At 46.4% G+C, this 19,602-nt stretch carries 10 protein-coding genes; 8 read left to right on the top strand and 2 right to left on the bottom strand.

The window, feature by feature from the left end; all coding sequences use genetic code 11:
- Positions 1 to 899: 899 nt before the first annotated feature.
- Both bamG and NBH06_RS01805 read right to left on the bottom strand, forming a co-directional pair.
- Positions 900 to 2,147 (bottom strand): BamG family beta-barrel-assembly machinery protein, encoded by a 1,248-nt coding sequence (gene bamG / locus NBH06_RS01810; RefSeq protein WP_118687585.1) that lies wholly within the window; start codon positions 2,145 to 2,147, stop codon positions 900 to 902.
- On the bottom strand, positions 2,134 to 2,862 hold the full coding sequence (locus tag NBH06_RS01805; protein WP_195242216.1) for a type III pantothenate kinase: 729 nt from the start codon (positions 2,860 to 2,862) through the stop codon (positions 2,134 to 2,136). The genes bamG and NBH06_RS01805 overlap by 14 nt, the downstream gene beginning before the upstream one ends.
- Positions 2,863 to 4,128: 1,266 nt before the next feature.
- Here NBH06_RS01805 and NBH06_RS01800 point away from each other — a divergent pair.
- The 8 genes from NBH06_RS01800 (at position 4,129) to NBH06_RS01765 (ending at position 19,582) form a co-directional block, all read left to right on the top strand.
- A complete protein-coding gene (locus tag NBH06_RS01800) occupies positions 4,129 to 7,113 on the top strand; it encodes a SusC/RagA family TonB-linked outer membrane protein (RefSeq protein ID WP_250792502.1) in 2,985 nt (994 codons plus the stop codon).
- Positions 7,114 to 7,136: 23 nt separating this feature from the next.
- The gene (locus NBH06_RS01795) at positions 7,137 to 8,606 is read left to right on the top strand and encodes a RagB/SusD family nutrient uptake outer membrane protein (RefSeq protein WP_250792499.1); all 1,470 of its coding nucleotides are present in this window, start codon (positions 7,137 to 7,139) and stop codon (positions 8,604 to 8,606) included.
- 19 nt (positions 8,607 to 8,625) lie between these two features.
- Positions 8,626 to 9,489: a hypothetical protein gene (locus NBH06_RS01790; RefSeq protein ID WP_250792497.1), complete on the top strand. Its 864-nt coding sequence runs from the start codon at positions 8,626 to 8,628 to the stop codon at positions 9,487 to 9,489.
- Positions 9,490 to 9,504: 15 nt separating this feature from the next.
- Entirely contained in the window at positions 9,505 to 10,923 is a 1,419-nt protein-coding gene (locus NBH06_RS01785; RefSeq protein ID WP_250792495.1) for a hypothetical protein, read from the top strand.
- A 2,455-nt stretch (positions 10,924 to 13,378) separates the two neighbouring features.
- Positions 13,379 to 15,028 (top strand): T9SS type A sorting domain-containing protein, encoded by a 1,650-nt coding sequence (locus NBH06_RS01780; protein WP_250792493.1) that lies wholly within the window; start codon positions 13,379 to 13,381, stop codon positions 15,026 to 15,028.
- A 433-nt stretch (positions 15,029 to 15,461) separates the two neighbouring features.
- Positions 15,462 to 16,112 carry an LPS export ABC transporter periplasmic protein LptC gene (lptC, locus tag NBH06_RS01775; protein WP_008861018.1) on the top strand — a complete coding sequence of 217 codons (651 nt, stop codon included), beginning with the start codon at positions 15,462 to 15,464 and terminating at the stop codon, positions 16,110 to 16,112.
- Positions 16,109 to 17,368, top strand: coding sequence for a hemolysin family protein (locus NBH06_RS01770; RefSeq protein WP_021892009.1), 1,260 nt, complete (start codon positions 16,109 to 16,111; stop codon positions 17,366 to 17,368). Before lptC ends, NBH06_RS01770 begins: the two co-directional genes overlap by 4 nt.
- A gap of 117 nt (positions 17,369 to 17,485) precedes the next feature.
- Entirely contained in the window at positions 17,486 to 19,582 is a 2,097-nt protein-coding gene (locus NBH06_RS01765) for a SurA N-terminal domain-containing protein (RefSeq protein WP_250792491.1), read from the top strand.
- The last annotated feature ends 20 nt before the right edge of the window (positions 19,583 to 19,602 follow it).

Genomic DNA, 19,602 nt, shown 5'->3' with positions numbered 1-19,602 from the left:
TCAGAATATAGGGAGGAGGGGATTCTTTTTCTTTTGTGGTCTAGTATTTTTATGTGGCGAGCAGGAGCTATTTAACCTTCTCCCCTGTGTTTCCGTAGGGAAATATAGGGGAGAGACCGAAGGAACGGCAGTTTCTGAGGAGAGGGGTTGAAAAAGATCGTTTATTTGTTCATTCTTCTCAACAGCGAGAAGAACGAACCAAGAAGCGCCGCCGCAGTTATCGGGCCTTTTGGCTTGTCGCTACGGTCGCCGTCGGGGGCTGCGGAACTCGCTCCGCTCAAACAGTCCTCGCCCTTTTCCCTCCGTCTCCCTTGCGTCTTCGCCGCCCGATAAAGGCGGAATCGGGGATTGTTACTGTCGCTGTTTTTTTTAACCCCTCCGTCCTTCGGACACCTCCCCTATATTTTGCGATGCAAAACACCCCGCAATGCTACGGGACACGGCAGGGGAGGAGGATAATAGTTTTTTGTATTTCAGTTTTTGGGGTAGTCCAGATGAACAGGGGGAGAGATTAGATGAAAATTCGGGCAGCCTAAAAAGGTGAGAAGGAGGTGAAAACAATTTTACGAAGGAAGAGCCGTATCATTACTCTATAAGAGTTTTGATACGGCTCTTTGGGGTTTAGCGGTTACGATCTGTGACTTTTCAGAACGGTCATTTAGAAGCTGTTTTAAATTTATTGAGAAATAATGTTATCATTGCAAGCAGGTATGTTCCGGCCATGTTGAGCCCCTGTCTGGCATCTTGAATTCCTTGATTTTTGTCAATAGCCCGCTATTGACTGCATATCTCAGACTCCAATCTGCTTCAACATAGGTCTCAATCTGTCTCGGAATAAATTTAAAACAGCTTCTTAGTTTTGACGCAATCGCTTCGTCGTTTTTATGGGTAATAGAATTTTATTCGAACTTGCGTTGCCAGAACCACATCTCGTTAAAAGTGAGGCTTACCGATATTCTGAAATGGTCTTCGGTAATGAGTTTAACGGGGGTGCATTGGCGATTGATGTACTCGAACGATACGTTGACTACCGATTTGTCTGTGGCAAGGGGAAAACCGAAACCGCAAGTGGCTCCGATTTCGTCCATATCGTTCCCGTTTATTTTCAGATAAGAGCGATTGTAGAAGATACCTGCCCGGTAGTTGACGTGTTCGAAATAGTTTCCTCCCATGTTTTTCGGACGGAATTCGGCTCCTAACGCTATTTTTAATCGGTTATTGAATTGTCCTTTGGAAGATTGTAATTGTCCGGCGGTGAGATTCGTAAATTTGGCGTCGGCCCAATTCTGGTAGGTTACGTCGGCCGCTATGGTAAGGCGTTTGTCGTAGTTGTAACTGATACCGCCGCCGTATGTCGAGGCCAATGAATAATTATTTTTCATTTTCAGGGTATCGGCGGTGGTCGCCGTGTTGGAGCTTACATCGTAGGTACTGCGGTATGCTCTACCCAATAGGGCTTTCCCGGGGGAATAAACCGCACCGAGCGTGATGGTATGCTTTTTGTTCCATTCTATGGCGTATTGGGCGCCGAACGATAAATGGTAGTCGCGTACTTTGAGCATGGTTTCGAAAACGACGCTGCTGCCGCCGTTACCCGGTATTCCGGTGTTGGTATTGGAGAGGTTCCCGAAGAGGTAGCTGATGTTGGCTCCTATCGAGAATCCTTTGAAGGGTCTACCGCTTACTCCCACATAGGCTTGTGAGATGTTGCCATCGCCCGACCGGCTATCCGAGCCGTTGTCTATGCCGGTTATGAAAGAGTAGCCTACATTGGAATAGGGCAGGAGCCCCACGCTACCGGCCATGTATCGTCCCAATGGAAACTGCATGACGATGTAGTCGAGCGACCCGCTTTGGCTGTTTTCTTTTAGCGAGCCTTCTCTGGTGATCGTATTTTGATAGGTGAGTCCTATATCGAAAAGAAAAGTGAGCGAATCCATGCTTGCATAGGAAGCCGGGTTCATTACATTGATTTGCCGATTGTTGTGCAAGGCATATCCTACGCCACCCATAGCTCGTTGAGCGCCTATGGCGTTGTCACCCAAAATACCATATCCGAATCTGGAATAGGGTGAGCTTGTCCCGTTTTGGGCAAAGGCGACGAGCCCTATCGACAAGCAGATAAAGAGAATTTTATATTTTAGCATTTTCTTGTAAGATTCTGTTTAAGCCGGTTAGTACCAAGTTTTCGTCCACAAAGATGCGACTTTTTATTTTTGCAGCCAATTTTAAGGCATCTCCCCCTGTTAAAAAAATGAAAAGGTCGGGATAAACCTTGTTTAACCGGGCTATATATCCTTCTATTTCATAAGCGACGCCGAGCACAGCTCCTGCCCGCATGGCGGTTTCGGTGCTGAATCCTATTTCGGGTGTCTCTCCTGCATCATCGATGAGGGGGAGTTTTCCCGTGTGTTCGTGCATGGCCCGTAATCTCAATCGGATGCCCGGTGCTATGTTTCCGCCGGCAAACGTGCCGTCGGCGGTGAGTAGATCGTAGGTGACGCATGTGCCTGCATCGACGATGAGCACTGCTTTGTCGGGGCATTGCATGGCGGCTCCCACTACTGCGGCGATTCTGTCCAGACCTAATGTTTCGGGGGTGGCATATCCTATTTTAATGGGGAGTTCCGATGAATGGTCGAATTTTAAAAAGTAGGGTAGTCGCTGTCGCAGTATCGCTATGGCTTGGGGATCGTACTCGGTGACTGTCGAGAATATGGCGGCATCGACTTCGTGAACGTTCAAGAAGTCAATAACGGTCGTTGAGTCCCATTTCGGGTAGAAATAGACATTTTGCAATCGTCCTGCCCGAAAGAGTGCCATTTTGGTTATCGAGTTTCCTTGATCGATGATAAGATTCACAGCTTAAAATTTTAGACAAAAGTACAAAAGAGAATGTGTATGCATGCATGAACGGTTCTTTTTTTTCTCAGATTTATACTAATGGGGCGATTTTGTCTATTTTCTTTTATTTTTCAACTCCCTTTTTATACGCTTGTGTTTTCGGAATGGGGCTGTTTTTTTCTGCTCGTGAGGCTGGGTAGGGGGATACAAAGGACTTTCTTTCCCAGCCAAAGAAAGTCCTTGTTACACTAATTTACGTTATTTGTTCATTCTTCTCAGCAGCGAGAAGAACGAACCAAGAAGCGCCGCCGCAGTTATCGGGCTTTTGGCTTGTCGCTACGGTCGCCGTCGGGGTCTGCGGAACTCGCTCCGCTCAAACATTCCTCGCCCTTTTCCCTCCGTCTCGTCTTCCTTGCGGCTTCGCCGCCCGATAAAGGCGGAATCGGGGATTGTTGCTTTTGCTTGTATTCTAACCCCCTCTGTTTTTTTCAACCCCTCCGTCCTTCGGCCACCTCCCCTATATTTTGCTGTGCAAAACACCCCGTAATGCTACGGGGCACGGCAAGGGGAGAGTGTGAGATTTGATTTTGTTGCTGCCGATGTTTTTTCAACCCCCTCCGTTTTTTCAACCCCCTCGCCCTATGGGCACTCCCCCTATATTCCCTACGGAAACACAGGGGGAGAGGATTGAAAAGCAGTCTTTCTCCCATGCTGTTTGTGATACCCTGTAATGTTACGGGGCACGGCAGAGGAGGAGGGGAGAAGTATCGAATGTTAATTGAATAAACGAATTGAGTTAAAATTTTGATAAGATTAGCGCTATTTGGCGATAATACGATTATAGTAGGTTCTGTTTTATATTTTATTAACATAGAATATTCCTTGTTTCTCATATTATTTTATAATTAAATTAAGAATTATCTATTATATTGTTTCTTAATAAGTTAGTCTTGTTGTGAAAAATGTATATTTATGAATCTCCGAAAAAAGAGAATGGGCTTTATCAAAAAGAAAGCCCGAAAGGTATGTTTTCTTTCAATTTGATTTTTATATTGATGTTTTTTTGTTATCTTTGCATGCTGAATACTTCTATGAGAAGTTGATTTGAGCATAGAGATTCGCTATTTTTATTAAGTTTTATATATATAATAAGGTTAAAAAAGGAAAGAAAAGTTTTAGTGTTAGTAGTGTGTAATGAAAAAAAACTCGACAAAGATTGTCGAGAGTGTGTAATGTGAAAAAAGAAGAAGGAATAATCGTTTATTTAAATTTAATTTCAGTCGTATGAGAAAATTAACATTGTTATTGTGCGCTCTGTTGGCTGGCATTTCGTTAGCGGTGGCTCAAACGAGTATCTCCGGTACGGTGTTGTCGGCAGAGAATGACGAGCCGGTTATCGGTGCGTCTATCTTGGTGAAGGGCGCGAATGCTTCTACTATTACCGATACGGACGGTAAGTTTACAATCAAGATCCCTGCCGGGGCATCGAGAACTTTGGTTATTTCCTACATCGGTATGGAAAAACAAGAGGTTTTTGCGCGTAATGGTATGGTCGTTAAATTGAATTCTGCCGATCATACTCTCGACGATGTCGTGGTGGTAGGTTACCAGACGATACGGAAGGAGGCCAAAACCGGTTCTATCGCGACGGTCGATGGCGACGACTTGGCTTCTATCCCAGAGACTTCGGTCGATAAGATGCTTTCCGGTAAAATGGCCGGTGTGTCGGTTTCGTCGAGCAACGGGCAACCGGGATCTGTGGCTACGATTCGGGTGCGCGGAACCAGTTCTATCGGCGCCGGTAACAACCCTTTGTATGTGGTCGACGGTATTCCCGTGGAAAGCGGTGATGTAGGCGGACTTTCCAACAGTATGAACGCTATTGCCTTGATCAACGCCAGCGATATCGCTTCGGTGACGGTGTTGAAGGATGCCGCAGCCGCTTCTATCTATGGTTCTCGTGCTGCCAACGGTGTGATTTTGATTACCACCAAGTCGGGAGAAGCCGGGAAATCCAAGATTACCGCCCGTGCCCGCTACGGTGTGTCCACGCTTGCCAATGACAATGACTTCGGCATGGCCAACCTCGAAGAGTATGTGCAATATCAACGCGATGCCCGTATCAATGCCGGGTATAATCCCGATGATCCCTCGTCGGAGTATTATTTTCCGCAGGCTATGGCCGGCAGACGCGCGACCAACTGGATGAAAGAGTTGACGCGTAACGGCAGCTTGCAAGAGTATGAGCTGATCGCTTCGGGCGGTGCGGGCAAGACTACTTACTATACTTCATTGTCTTATAATAAAACGAACGGTATCGTGCCGACCGTAGGTTTCGAGAAGATGCAGATTCGCGCGAACCTCGATACCGAGTTGAACAAATGGTTGAAAATGGGAACTCGTCTGCATGGCGGTTATATGAAGGTTTCCGATGTGCAAAATAGTTTGTTGGGCGATAGCGGTTTGGCTCCTACGAACCCCTTCTATTCGGGTATGGCTTTGGCGCCGACCATGAATGCTTACAACGAGGACGGAAGCTACAACTTCGATTTGCCTTTCGTGTTCAACGTGAACCCGATCGCCGCTATTCGCGAACAAGACAAATACGACAAGCAGTATAAATTTAACGGAACCGTTTATTTGGAATGGAAACCGATCAAACAACTGACGTTCCGTACCAACAACTCTATCGAGTATGCCACGACTACCAGCCGCGCTTACAGTCCGGCTTTCGTGAACACGGCTTCTTATGGTGCTTCTTTGAACACGGCCGAGAGCCAATATCGCATATTGACTACTTCGAATACGATCGCTTATGACGACCTGTTCAACGACGACCATTCGTTGAATGTGTTGATCGGTCAGGAAGCCAATACGTATGAATCTTCTTTCTTGCAAGGTATATCTTATCATGTGAATCAACAACGTCCTTACCACTCTGTGGGTGTTTCGGTAGAAGACCAACGAGTGGGTGACGGTCTTACCGAAATGGCGATGGTTTCTTTCTTCGGTGTAGCCGAATACAATTACAAAGGCCGTTATTATGTAAAAGGTTCTATTCGTACGGACGGTAGCTCCAAGTTCGGTCCCGACAGACGTTGGGGTACTTTCTGGGCTGCCAGCGCTTCGTGGAATATTCACAACGAAGATTTCATGCAGGATATCAAATCGGTACTTAATCAATTGAAATTGCGTTACAGCTATGGTGTGAACGGTAACGACAATATTGCAGCCTATGCACACTACGGTTTGTACTCCGACATCGTGTACAACGGTATTACCGGTCAGTTGCCTTCTCAGTTGCAGAACCGCAAATTGACTTGGGAGACCAACAAAACTCACAATATCGGTATCGACTTCCGTCTGTTCGACCGTTTGAACGGTTCTATCGACTGGTACACCCGTCGTACCGAAGATATGTTGATCGCGTCTCCTCTGCCCTATACGACCGGTTTTGCTTCGCAGGCCCAGAACGTGGGTAAGATTCGCAACAGCGGTGTGGAGGTTCAGTTGGATGCCGAGATTTTCAATACCAACGACTTCAAATGGACGGCCGGCGTGAACTTTGCGGCCAACCGTTCGAAAGTGCTCGAACTTGCTCCGGGTCAGGATTTTATAGGAACGACTTTGCGTTATGTCAAGGGCGAACAGCTTTATACCTATTGGTTGTATGACTATGCGGGGGTGAATCCTCAGAACGGTAACGCGTTGTGGCGTAACGAAGAGGGACTGTTGACCGAGAATTACGGAGAGGCTCGCCGTATCAATGCCGGTTCTCCCGAACCTCTGTGGACGGGCGGTTTCAATACCGAGCTTTCTTGGAGAGGCATATCGCTGGGCATTCAGCTCGAAGCCCGCTATGGTAACAAGGTGTTGAACCAAGACCGTTCGTTGTTCGAAGCAGACGGCTCTTACGGCGATTCGAACATTTGGAAAGGCGCCATGAATTATTGGAAGAAACCGGGCGACACCAATGTATTGCCGAAACCGGTTTACAACAATTCGAGCAACAGCTCTGCTATTTCTACCCGTTATCTCGAAGATGGCAGCTACTTGCGTATCAAGGATATTACGCTGGCATACAGCTTGCCTTCGAAATGGACCAAAAAGGCATTGATGAGCGGTGTTCGCATCTATGCCAGCGCATTGAACCTCTATACGTTCCACAACATGAACTACTGGGATCCCGAACATGGAACCTCGGGTGCTACCATCATCAGTTACCCGATGACCCGTTCGATGATCGTGGGTGTGGATATTACTTTCTAATCAATTAAAAAAGAATTGTTACAATGAAAAAAATAATTTTATCGATAGCAGTTTTAGCGTTGGCTCTTTCTTCCTGCGAGGACTTCCTGACGAAGGAGCCGCCTATGGATCAGTCAGACGAATTGGCTCTGTCGACCTTCGAAGGGATCGACGGAGCGACGGCGGGTAACTATCGGGCAGTCATCTCGTGGTATGGGGCATCGTTCCCGTTGACATTCGATGTGATGTGCGGCAACGGTATGGTAGGCCCGGTCAATACAGGACGTATGCGTATGGAACCGGCATGGAACTATACTTCGACCAGCACGATGGGTCTTTGGTCGAGCGCATATAGCGCGATACTGGGCTGTAATAAAGCACTCACGGCGATTAACGAAGGAAAATTCTCGCGCAACGGGGTAAGCGACGAGCAAATCAACAACATCAAAGCCGAGAATCTTTTCTTGCGTGCTTTGGCTTACTTCGATTTGGTACGAGTTTACGCCCAACCCTACGGTTATATCAAGGCAAACGGTATTACCGGAGTAGAAGCGATGGGTGTGCCCATCGTCTTGAAGGACGACCTTTCGGCCCGTCCCTCTCGTAACACGGTAGCGGAAGTGTATGAAAACCTCATTATACCCGACTTGGTGGAAGCCGAACGCCTGATGAGCGACAGCTATGTGCGCGCAGGGGTGAAAGATGTCGTGGCTACGGTAACGAAACCGGTTATTCAAGCCTTGATGGCACGGGTATATCTGCACCATGAAGATTGGCAGTTGGCCGCCGATTATGCGACGAAAGTGATCAAGAACGGGCGTTTCCGTCTGCTTTCGGGCGACCGCTTCGTATCGATGTGGGACGGCTCGGTAGACGTAGCCCCCCAATCGGGCAGCGAAATCATATTTGAAGTTTACGTATCTCAGAGCGACGGTAGCCGCAGTGACCTCGGAGACTACTTGACAGCACCCGAAGTTGCAGGCGGAGCCGGTTACGGCGACGTTCGAGTATCGAACGACCTTATCGATTTGTATGACGCAACCGATGTGCGCTTGACCGGATTGACGAAAACCAACAGTAAGTATTCGGGTTATCGCTGGTCGACCAAGTATCCCGGTAAAAACGGACAGTTGGCCTACAATAACGTGCCGGTATTGCGTATCTCGGAAATGTATCTGATACGTTCGGAGGCTATTTACCGTGGAGCTACGGTATCGGGCGTAACCGCTATCGACGATTTGAATCGCGTAGCCACGAACCGTAATGCCGAGGCTTACGCTTCGGTAACGCTCGACAACCTGTTCGAGGAAAGCCGCAAAGAGTTCTTGTTCGAGGGCCATATATTCTTCGATATGAAACGTTTGCAGAAGTCGTTGGTTCGGACCGATTACGACTTGGATCCGCGCACGAAAAATATCGATTTCCCGAGCTATCGTTGGGCATTGCCAATTCCCGAGAACGATATTTTGTATAACGACAATATGGATCAGAATCCCGGTTATCAAAGCAAATAAATTTTAATAGAAGACAATTATGAAAATAAGTAAATTTATATATGCGGCTGTTGTAGGAGGGGTGTTAGCTTCGTGCCAATCGGTGGATACTCCTATGTTCAGCGATAAAGATGCATTCGTGGCTTTTGACAGTAAGTCCACTTCCATAGCCGAGAATGCCGGTAGCGAGGTTAAAATACCCGTTTCGTTGGTCGCTTCCAAAGGGCTCGACGTGTCGGTGGGTTTTGAAATCGATACGACTGCCTATGCCGGTAAAAACGCTGCGAAAGAGGGCGTGAATTACCGTTTGAAAAATACGTCGAATACTTTGTCGTTTACCGATGGCGGCGAGATGGTCGCTTACCTGTCGATCGAACCTATCGATAATGGTACATATGATGGCGATGTGTGTTTCGATATCAAACTTTCTGCCCCCGAAGGCTGTAATTTAGGCGCGAACTACACGACTACCGTCACCATCAGCGATGACGACCACCCGCTGGCTGCTGCCGGAATCTTGGGTAAATATAATGCATCGGGTCTGGATCCGTTCGGTACGTCTCAAATGCAAAATTGGACTTGCGAAGTCGTGAAAGACGCAGACTATGTAGATCGAGTTTGGTTTACGCAGATCGTTCCGTCGGCGAGTGGCGCGACTTATAAATCGGTAATGGGTACGGTAAGTGCCGATTTCAGGTCGATAACGATTAACGCCGGTCAGGATTTGGGTACTGCTGGTTCTTATACTTTGACCCTCGATTTTAATGGCGCAAGCTCGGCAACGGCTCAGGTTTCTAATGGAACCATTTCCATAAATACCTATGTGATCGCGGGGATTGTGGAACAACCGGGCTATGCTGCAAGCGGTGCACAAACCGTCACTATGAAAAAAGTTGAAGAATAATAAAATTATAGAGCAATGAAAAAATATATTATAGGATTATTCTCTGCAATCTGCCTCATGGGGGCAGGTTGCACCGAATTCGAAGACTTTACGCCGGTGGATATGGGCGAAGGTCCTGCCGTAACGGTGACGGCTGAGAAAACAGCCGTGGATGCTTTCAAGGTAACCATTACTCCGGCAGAGGGAACCGTATATTATTCTTATATTGTGACCGACGAGGCGATGACTGTCGATCCCGACCAGTTGTTGCAAGCGAAATACGAAGGTTCTGCATTGGTGAAAGCTGCCGAAAAACCCAGCGTGAGCGGTACGCTTTCTAACCAGAATTTAGGGGCTACGTACTATGTATATGCCGTGGCATCCAATGAAAAAGGCGTTTGCGGGGCTGTGGCTTCGGCATCTGTCGAATTGCCCGACGAAGAGGCTCCTTATTTGGTGAACGTTCCCGACGGTAATTTATATAAAGCTACGAACGGCGGACGCAGTGTCGTTTTGACTTTCAACGAGACCGTTGTTCGAGGAAGCGGTGCTATCACCTACGATGTGACGAAGGGTAACCTTACCTCTTATGCCAACGGTACGATCGAGAGTGTCGCTATCAATAATGAGTCTGTTACGATTACTTTGCCTGAAAGTGTAGTGTTCGACGAGAACGAAGCCGTATCGTATGTATTCCTCGATTTTGCCGAGGGCGCTTTCGCTGATGCCGGCGGAAATGTGTCTGCTGCATTGGTTGGTGGTGTCGATGAAGAAACTCAAACCGTTGCAGCTCCTTATTGGGAGTATACCGCTGCACAAGAAAGTGATTTTACAGGTACATTCGGATTCTTGTTCTATCAATATGATCTTCAAACACAACAACCCGGAAGTACACCTATGGGATTCGATACTGAGTTTTCATTAAAACATGCAAATAATCCTGATACTCTTGTAATAGACCATTTCTATTTTAAGGATGGGTATCCCAATCAACTGGAAGCCGAAGTGACCGATAATGGTTTTAGAATTGCTGATTTACAAATTATGGGAGTTATGCAGGTAGAAACTAAAGTCGGAATGGTTAACGCTATTTTCACTTTCGCAGGACTTCCAGAGAGTGAAACCGATAATTTTGAATATGTAAACTTCGCTGAAAAAGCACAAGGCGACGAGGTTGTGTATGCGCAAGATCGTTGGTGTGGACTTTATTGCTTTAATGCCGATGCCGACCCCAGTGACAGCAATTTTAGCTTAGGGTGGTATGATTTGTGGAATGCATCTCTCTTCTTTAAAGGATCTGTTCAAGCCGCAGCCGCAAATACTAATATCCCGTCGTCGATAAAGTTGTTGAAAAACGAGATGAAATTGTCGGAAATGAAACCGTTGTCTGCAACAGAAAAACTTCATATGCAGTCCCTTATCAGACAAAATCTTAAAATGAAAAGTATTCGTTGATCCTTTTAAGGATAGAGTTATTGAGCAGCCGGTCTTTTAGAGATCGGCTGCTTTGTTATTGTCAGTACCGAGTCTGTCGTTGTGGAGTATATAGTGATAAATGATTTTTATCTGTCTTGTATTTAGGTCGATAGAAGATTGTAAAGATGTAACATAAATTTATCCTTATTTGCTAATTCCTCTTTTACACGTCGATTCCTTTTTTTCTTATTCTTTTCTAACCCCTCCGTCCTTCGGCCACCTCCCCTATATTTTGCTGCGCAAGACTCCCCGTAATGCTACGGGGCACGGCAGAGACGGGATTTTGAGGCACTCTTTTATTATGTGATTTTTGCCAGTAAGATAAGAAGTATTCAACCTTCTCCTCTGTGTCGCGTAGCGGTATAGGGGAGAGACCGAAGGAACGGAAGTTCCAGAGGAGAGGGGCTGAGGAATATTACAAGGTCATTTTTATTGTAGGGGTTAAAAAAGAATACTCAGAATTCTTTTGATTGTCTGGCTTAACCCCTCCGTCACTACGTGCCACCTCCCCTATATTTTGCTGTGCAAAACACAGAGGAGGTGGGTGAGATGTATTTCCCTTTCGCTTCTGCTCCGATTTTATACGTGACACCCCGTAATGCTGCGGGGCACGGCAGAGATGGGATTTTGAGGCACTCTTTTATTATGTGATTTTTGCCAGTAAGATAAGAAGTATTTACCCTTCTCCCCTGTGTCGCGTAGCGGTATAGGGGAGAGACCGAAGGAACGAAGTTCCAGAGGAGAGGGGTTGAAAGATCGTTTATTTATTCATTCTTCTCAGCAGCGAGAAGGACGAACCAAGAAGCGCCGCCGCAGTTGTCGAGCTTATGGGCTTGTCGCTACGGTCTCGCCGTCGGGGACTGCGGAACTCGCTCTGCTCGGACAGTCCTCGCCCTTTTCCCTCCGTCTCCCTTGCGTCTTCGCCGCCCGATAAAGGCGGAATCGGGGATTGTGCTTTTGCTTGTATTAACCCCCTCGCCCTGCGGGCACTCCCCCTATATTTGCTGCGCAAAACACCCCGCAATGCTACGGGGCACGGCAGAGGAGTATTGAAAGCGGCGTTTCAGTTTCGGTATAAGGATAGCATTGTGCACTTCTCCCCTGTGTTTCCGTAGGGAAATATAGGGGAGAGACCGAAAGAACGAAGTTCCAGAGGAGAGGGGTTGAAAAGATAGCATAAGAATTTTTTGATTGTCTGGTTTTAACCCCTCCGTCACTACGTGCCACCTCCCCTATATTTTGCTGCGCAAAACACAGAGGAGGAGGGTGAGATGTATTCCCCTTTCGCTTCTGCTTCGATTTTATATACGACACCTCGTAAGGCTGCTGGGCACGGCAGGGGAGGAGTTTTAAAATATCCTTTCGATAGTGGAACGTGAATCCTTATTTTAAGAGTTGACTTTCCTATTTTTTTTCAGAATATAGGAGGAAGGGAGATTCTTTTTCTTTCATGGTCTAGCATTTTTTATGTGGTGAGCGGGAACTATTCAACCTTCTCCCCTGTGTCGCGTAGCGGTATAGGGGAGAGACCGAAGGAACGAAGTTCCGGAGGAGAGGGGTTGAAAAGATAGCATAAGAATTTTTTGATTGTCTGGTTTAACCCCTCCGTCACTGCGTGCCACCTCCCCTATATTTTGCGTTGCAAAACACCCTGTAATGCTACGGGACACGGCAGGGGAGAGTTTGATACTTGATTTTGTTGCTGTCTCTGTTTATTAACCCCCTCGCCCTTCGGGCACTCCCCCTATCGCTGTGCGACACCCCGCAATGCTGCGGGACACGGCAGGGGAGAGGATTGGTACTTGATTTTGTTGCTGTCGCTGTATTTTAACCCCTCCGTCACTGCGTGCCACCTCCCCTATATTTTGCTGCGCAAAACACAGGGGAGGAGGGTTGAGAAGTAGCCTTTTCTTCCTATTGTTTTGTAGCGTCCCGCAATGCTGCTAGGCACGGCAGGGGGAGAGGATTGGTACTTGATTTTGTTGCTGTCGCTGTATTTTAACCCCCTCGCCCTATGGGCACTCCCCCTATATTCCTTGTAGGAACACAGGGGGAGAGGATTGATACTTGATTTTGTTGCTGCCGATGTTTTATTAACCCCTCCGTCCTTCGGCCACCTCCCCTATATTTTGCGTTGCAAAACACCCCGTAATGCTGCGGGTCACGGCAAGGGGAGAGGATTGAAAATGGGATTTCTCTGTTTTAACTCTCTTGCCCTGTTGGGCGTTTCCCTATATATTGTTAAGGAAATATTGGGGGAGTGGGGGTAATTCTGCTTTTGTTATGAGGGTATTGCCGTGTAAAGAAAATAAATACTTCATTTTGTCGGATAAAAAACATAGAAAATGTTAAATTGTTGCAGAATATATTCGGATTGCCTATTTTTGTCAGTCAATATAAAAATATATTTGTAAAACGAAACCCAAAACCGATTATGAAATATAGATTATTGTTATTAGTGGCAGTGCTTTTCTCATGGATAGGTGGGAATTATGCGGCGGTAGTGCCCGAAAGCACGGCGGTAGAGACGGCCAATATGCTGTTGAGTCAACGGGGCGGCGTTCTGTTTAAAGGCGGTAAAGCCCAAGTGGAAACCATATTTCAAGGAAATGAGCCGATGTATTATGTCATTCGGTTTGAAAAAGGAGGGTGGGCCTTGATTTCGGCCGAAGATACCGTAGATCCCTTATTGGGATATTCGTTCGATAGCGAGTATGTTTCGGAAGGTCAACCGGAATGGATAAAAGGTTGGTTGAAAGAATATACCGACCAAATAAAAATAGCTCGTCAAACCCCGGCTCTCCAACGTCATTATCGTTGGGCGGGTGACTTGGTGACGCGGGCTGCGAGCGATAGAATAGACCCGGTTGTCAAGGTCAATTGGAATCAACCTGCACCGTATAACAAATATTGTCCTATGATGCAGGAAGGACAGGCTTTGGTGGGCTGTGTGGCCGTGGCTATGGGACAGGCTTTGTCGGTGGTGCGTTATCCGCTGCGAGGCCAGGGGACGAAATCATACACAGCTCCGGGGATAGGTCTTTTGTCGGTCAATTTCGACAATGAGCCCGATTATGATTGGGATGCTATTTTGTCGGGAGCCAACAATTATGACGAAGTGGCTAGGCTGCTCTATCATTGCGGTGTTTTGATCGATATGAATTATGGTGTAGATGGTTCCGGAGCCATTACAGAAAATATACCTCAATATTTTCAGCGGTATTATGGATTTCCCGAAACTTGTGTGGCTTATGCCCGAGACCGTTATCCCGGTGGTGACGAGGCATGGCACGAACTTATCCAGAGCGAGTTGAAACGGGGGCGTGCGGTGATTTATGCCGGAAACGAAGGCAATCAGGCCGGGCACTGTTTCAATTTGGCCGGTTGGGACGGATTTACCAACTATTATGTGAATTGGGGTTGGGGTGGAGTCAATAACGGTTGGTTTACCTTGGATAATTTGGGAGATAATATACAAGGTTCTTATCCCGATAATCATCGGGCTGTCGTGGGAGTAGCTCCGAAATCGGAAACCCCGTATGACATACGTCTGAGCACGACTCGCGTGAAAATAGGAACTCCGGCGGGAGTCGCAGTCGCCGATGTCACGGTATTGAGCGACATGCCTGATGCCGAATATGAATTCGAACTGAAAGGAATGATGCAATTCGGCGGTACTTATGCCGAACCGAGTTACGAAGTCCGTGACGGTAAACTTTATACGACAAAGTTGATCGAGGATAAAGCCGTTCACAAAACTGTTTATATCAAGGCGATTCATAAAGAAAGCCGTAATTCTTATGAAAAGAAATTCGATTTGCAGCTTTCGACTTCGGGTATCGACGAAGTGCTTGCCGAAGATGTTAAAATTTATCCGGTTCCTGCCACCGATGTACTTACGATAGAAGTACCTTATGCCGAAGGCAAATATGCTATCTATAACGTGGCGGGTATGGCGTTGCAGAGCGGTGAGATTAACGATAACGTGACGACTGTCGATGTCTCGAATCTTTCGAAAGGCAGCTATATGTTGCAATATTCTACGTCGCAGGGAGTCGTGGTAAAATCGTTTATCGTGAAATAATTTGTATGATTAGCCATAGTGTGGAAACGCCTCGGGGAACCGGGGCGTTTTTTTTATACCTTGCGTCTTCGCCGCCCGATAAAGGCGGGTATTTTCCCGTGCTTTTGATTTCTTTCTCAACTCCTCTATCTTTTTAACCCCCTCGCCCTACGGGCACTCCCCCTATATTTTGCTGCGCAAAACACCCCGCAATGCTACGGGACACGGCAGAGGAGGAGGGTGAGATGTATTTCCCTTTCGCTTCTCTCCGATTCTATATGTGACACCCCGCAATACTACGGGGCACGGCAGGGGAGAGGTTAAAATATCCTTCCGATAGTGGAATGTGAATCCTCTGCTGTTTTAAGGATTGGCTTTGCCAAGAGGATAATTTCGTGGGATTATTTGCAGAGCCGTGTAACTATTTATAATTTTGTGACATAGTTTATCTGGAATGGCAAAAAAAGAAAATACCGATAGGTGGTTTATCAGTATCTCTCGTTTGTGGGTGGTAGCGTTTGTCGCTTTTCCTTTGTTGTGGAGTGCGTGTTCGGGGCCTAAGAACGAAGTGGTGAAGGGATTCGAAGATGCCGCGGAAGTTCCTACGTTGCGTACGCTCGATGTCATGACTCTTATTTCGGATTCGGGTGTGACGAGGTATCGTATCAATGCTCCCGAATGGTTGATGTATGAGAACGCCCAAGAGCCATACTGGTATTTCCCTCGGGGATTGCATGTGGAGAAGTTCGATTCTGTTTTCGCTACCGAGGCACTTATTCAGGGCGATACGGCTATTTATTTTAAGAACAAACAGTTGTGGCGGCTCGACCGGAATGTACGTATAGAGAATACGAAAGAAGAGGTTTTTCTTACGTCTCAAATCTTTTGGGATCAGCGTAAACGGGAGATTTATTCCGATTCGTTCATTCATATAGAAACTCCGGACGAAGTCATCGAGGGGTATGGGTTTACGTCTAACGAACAGATGACCCGGTATAAAATCCGTCGTACCAGCGGTATATTCCCTATCAAGCGGGATTCTGTTCCTCCCGATTCGGCGAAGGTCGATAGTGTTGCCGTTCCTAAACAAGCGATAAAGCCATGAATTGGATTTTGATTATTATCATAGCGTTGCTTTTCTCGGCCTTTTTTTCGGGTATGGAGATTGCTTTCGTGTCGTCGAATAAAGTGCGGGTTGAACTGGATATGAAACAGCAGGGCATGATGTCGAAGATATTGGGGCTGTTTTATGGAAACGAGGAGCAGTTTATCTCGACCATGCTGGTGGGCAATAATATAGCTTTGGTTATTTACGGTATGGGCATGGCGGCTCTTTTGGAGCCGGTCATAGCTTTGGTGTGGAATCAGGAGGCTTTTGTCGTTTTGATGCAGACGTTGTTGTCCACTTTGTTAATTTTGTTCGTGGGTGAATTTTTGCCCAAGACGATTTTCCGTGTTAACCCGAATGCGACAATGCGTTTTTTCTCTCCTTTCGTGTGGTTGCTTTATGTCGTTTTATATCCGATTTCGAAGTTTACGTCTGTCGTTTCCAAATGCGTGATGAGACTGGGGGGAGTGAAGATCGCACATCAACCTTATGGAGCCCTGATGAGCAAGATAGAACTCGACTCGTTTATCCAGAAAAGTATAGAAGAATCTGATTCGGGCGAACCGGTGGAGCCGGAGATGAAAATATTCCAAAATGCTCTCGACTTTTCGAATATTCATTTACGGGATTGCATGATACCCCGTACCGAACTCGTGGCTGTGGATATCGACGAGGTTACGGTGGAGGAGTTGTTACAAACGTTCATCAGTACCGGCATATCCAAAGTGGTGGTTTATCGCGAGAATATCGATAATATTCTGGGATATATCCATGCATCGGAGATGTTTCGTCGGCACGAAGATTGGAAAAAGAGTATTCGCCCGGCTGTTTTCGCTCCCGAGAGCATGTTGGCCAATAAGTTGATGCGCACTTTGATGCAACAGAAGAAAAGTTTGGCTATTGTGGTCGATGAGTTCGGGGGAACTGCCGGACTGGTAACTCTCGAAGATTTGGTCGAGGAAATATTCGGAGACATCGAGGACGAACATGATACTCAAAATCTTGTCGCCCGTAAAGTGAGCGACGACGAATTCGAGTTTTCGGGACGTATGGAAATCGAGCGAATCAACGAGGAGTTCGGATTGGATATTCCCGAATCGGACGATTATCTCACGATCGCCGGGTATATCTTGTATCATTATCAGACATTGCCGAGGCTCGGAGAGACCGTGGAAATAGGGAATTACCGGTTTACTATTTTACAACGAAAAGCTACGAAAATAGAACTTGTACGCATGAAAATAGAGAAATAAGAGATTTTTTTGTACTTTCGCTGCCGATATAAATCCAAATTTTTGTATCTTCGTGCCCTTAGTAAAAGAGGATAAAAAATAATAAAATATAAAACTAAAATTCATTCAAAGTAACAAATGGCTACGTTAAACAAAATCAGAAGTAAAGCCGGCCTGCTCGTGGTGATTATAGGGGTCGCCTTGCTCGCTTTTATCGTAGGGGACTTCCTGAATTCGGGACATACCTTCTACGCCATGAATCAAAACAAAGTCGCTGTCGTGAACGGGACGAATATCGGAGTCGAAGAATTTCAAGAACGTGTAAAGGTACGTACAGATGAATTACAACAAATGTATGGACAACGCGGAATGACTTTGCCCGAAGGGTATGTTTCCCGTATCAATCAAGAGGTTTATGACCAGATGGTGAATGAAATATTGTTGAGCGAGGAACTTGAAGAACTGGGAATCGTTGTCAGCAAAGAAGAACTTGCCGACTTGCTAAGCGGTGACAATATATCTCCGCAAGTGCGCCAGTATTTTACGAATCCTCAAACCGGAGAGTTCGACCGTCAAGGCTTGCTTAATTTTATGCAGGTGGTTCTCGATCCGGAATCTCATGGATACAATACACCGGAGTTGCTCGCGCAAATAGAGCCTCAACGCCAAATGTGGCTCAGACTCGAACAGGAGGTTAAACAAAATCGTGCCGTTCAGAAATTTGCCAATTTATTGAATCGTGCGATTATGCCGAATAAGCTGGATCTTGAAAATTCGTTCGAAGATAATAAAACTTCGGCCAATATAGCTTATGCTTTACAACCGTATACATCGATTGCCGATTCGATGATCGCTGTAAGCGACAGTGAGCTTAAAGCCGAATACAACAAGATGAAGTCGTTTTATAAAACGCCCGAACGTCGTTCGATCAAATACATCACGGTAAATATCGTACCCAGTGAGGCCGATTATGCCAAAGCTAAGGAAAAAGCAGAAATGAACGAATCGGTATTCGCTACGACGGACGATGTGGTAGCTTTTATCGCCAATAATTCCGATGAGTCTTATGACGATTCTTTCGTGGCTATTTCGTCGATGCCCGAAAAAATGAAAAAATTTGCACAAACGGCCAGTGTAAATGAATCGTCTCCGATGGAATTCGAAAACGATACTTATACGATGTATCGTTTGATGGATACGAAGGTCGCCCCGGATTCGATCAAAGTTCGTTTGCTTTCGTTTCAACCCCGTTCGACGGAGATCGATAGCGTTTTGAACGTGTTGAATCATGGAGGAAGTTTCGCCGAACTTGCCCCGAAATACAACGGGAATGATGAAATTTGGTTAATGGAGAATATGGCTTCCAGTGTGGGAAGACCTTTCATCAACAAAGTATTTAGCGAGAATGGAAACGGTTATTTCAAGGCCGAGAGCTTGGGCGGGGAACACATTGTACAAATATTGTCGCGTACGGCTCCGGTGAAAAAAGCCAAAGTAGCGGCTTATGTTTTGGCTGTCAATCCCAGTACAGAAACTCATACCGCTCTTTATAACCAGTTGTCTTCTTATAGTGCAGCCAATAATAATGCAGAGAAATTCAATACGGGGTCAAAAGAGGCCGGATATACGGTTAACAGCTATGAATGCAGTGCCGAAGATTATTCATTACCCGGAATCAATGATGCCCGTCAAGCCATTCGTTGGGCGTTTAATGCCGACAAAGGCGAGGTTTCGGAAATCTTTACGCTCGATAACTCGTTCGTGGTTGCTGCTCTTGACAACATTACAAAAGAAGGATATGCTCCTCTGGAACAAGTGAAAGATATATTGGCTATGCAGATTCGTAACGATAAGAAAGCCGAGAAGATTATCGGTGACTTGAAATCGAAGAATCTCAATTCTTTGGCCGGATATGCCGAGGCTATGAAGGCACAAGTGGATAGCGCCAAGTTCGTGTCTTTCTCTTCCCCGTCTATCGCAGGTGTCGGTTACGAACCGGAGTTGAGCGGTTTGGCTCCCGTTTCGGAGAATGGAAAGCTCGTAGGTCCAGTGAAGGGATCGAGAGGGGTGTATGTGTTTACGGTTACGGACAAAACCGTTTCGGAACAACCGTTCGATGCCCAGACAGAAACTCAGAAGATTCAGCAGAATTACGGCTATCTCATCAATAGTCGCTTGATGGAAGTTCTTCGGGATAAAGCGGAAATAGAAAATACGATGATTCGTTTCTTCTAATAAACGGATTTTTTGATAAA

This window comes from Barnesiella sp. B2-R-119 (assembly GCF_023656675.1).
In the GTDB taxonomy this organism is placed as follows: Bacteria; Bacteroidota; Bacteroidia; order Bacteroidales; family Barnesiellaceae; genus Barnesiella; species Barnesiella intestinihominis.
The sequence above is the reverse complement of the archived record's forward strand: the minus strand, read 5'-3'. Positions and strand labels throughout refer to the sequence as shown.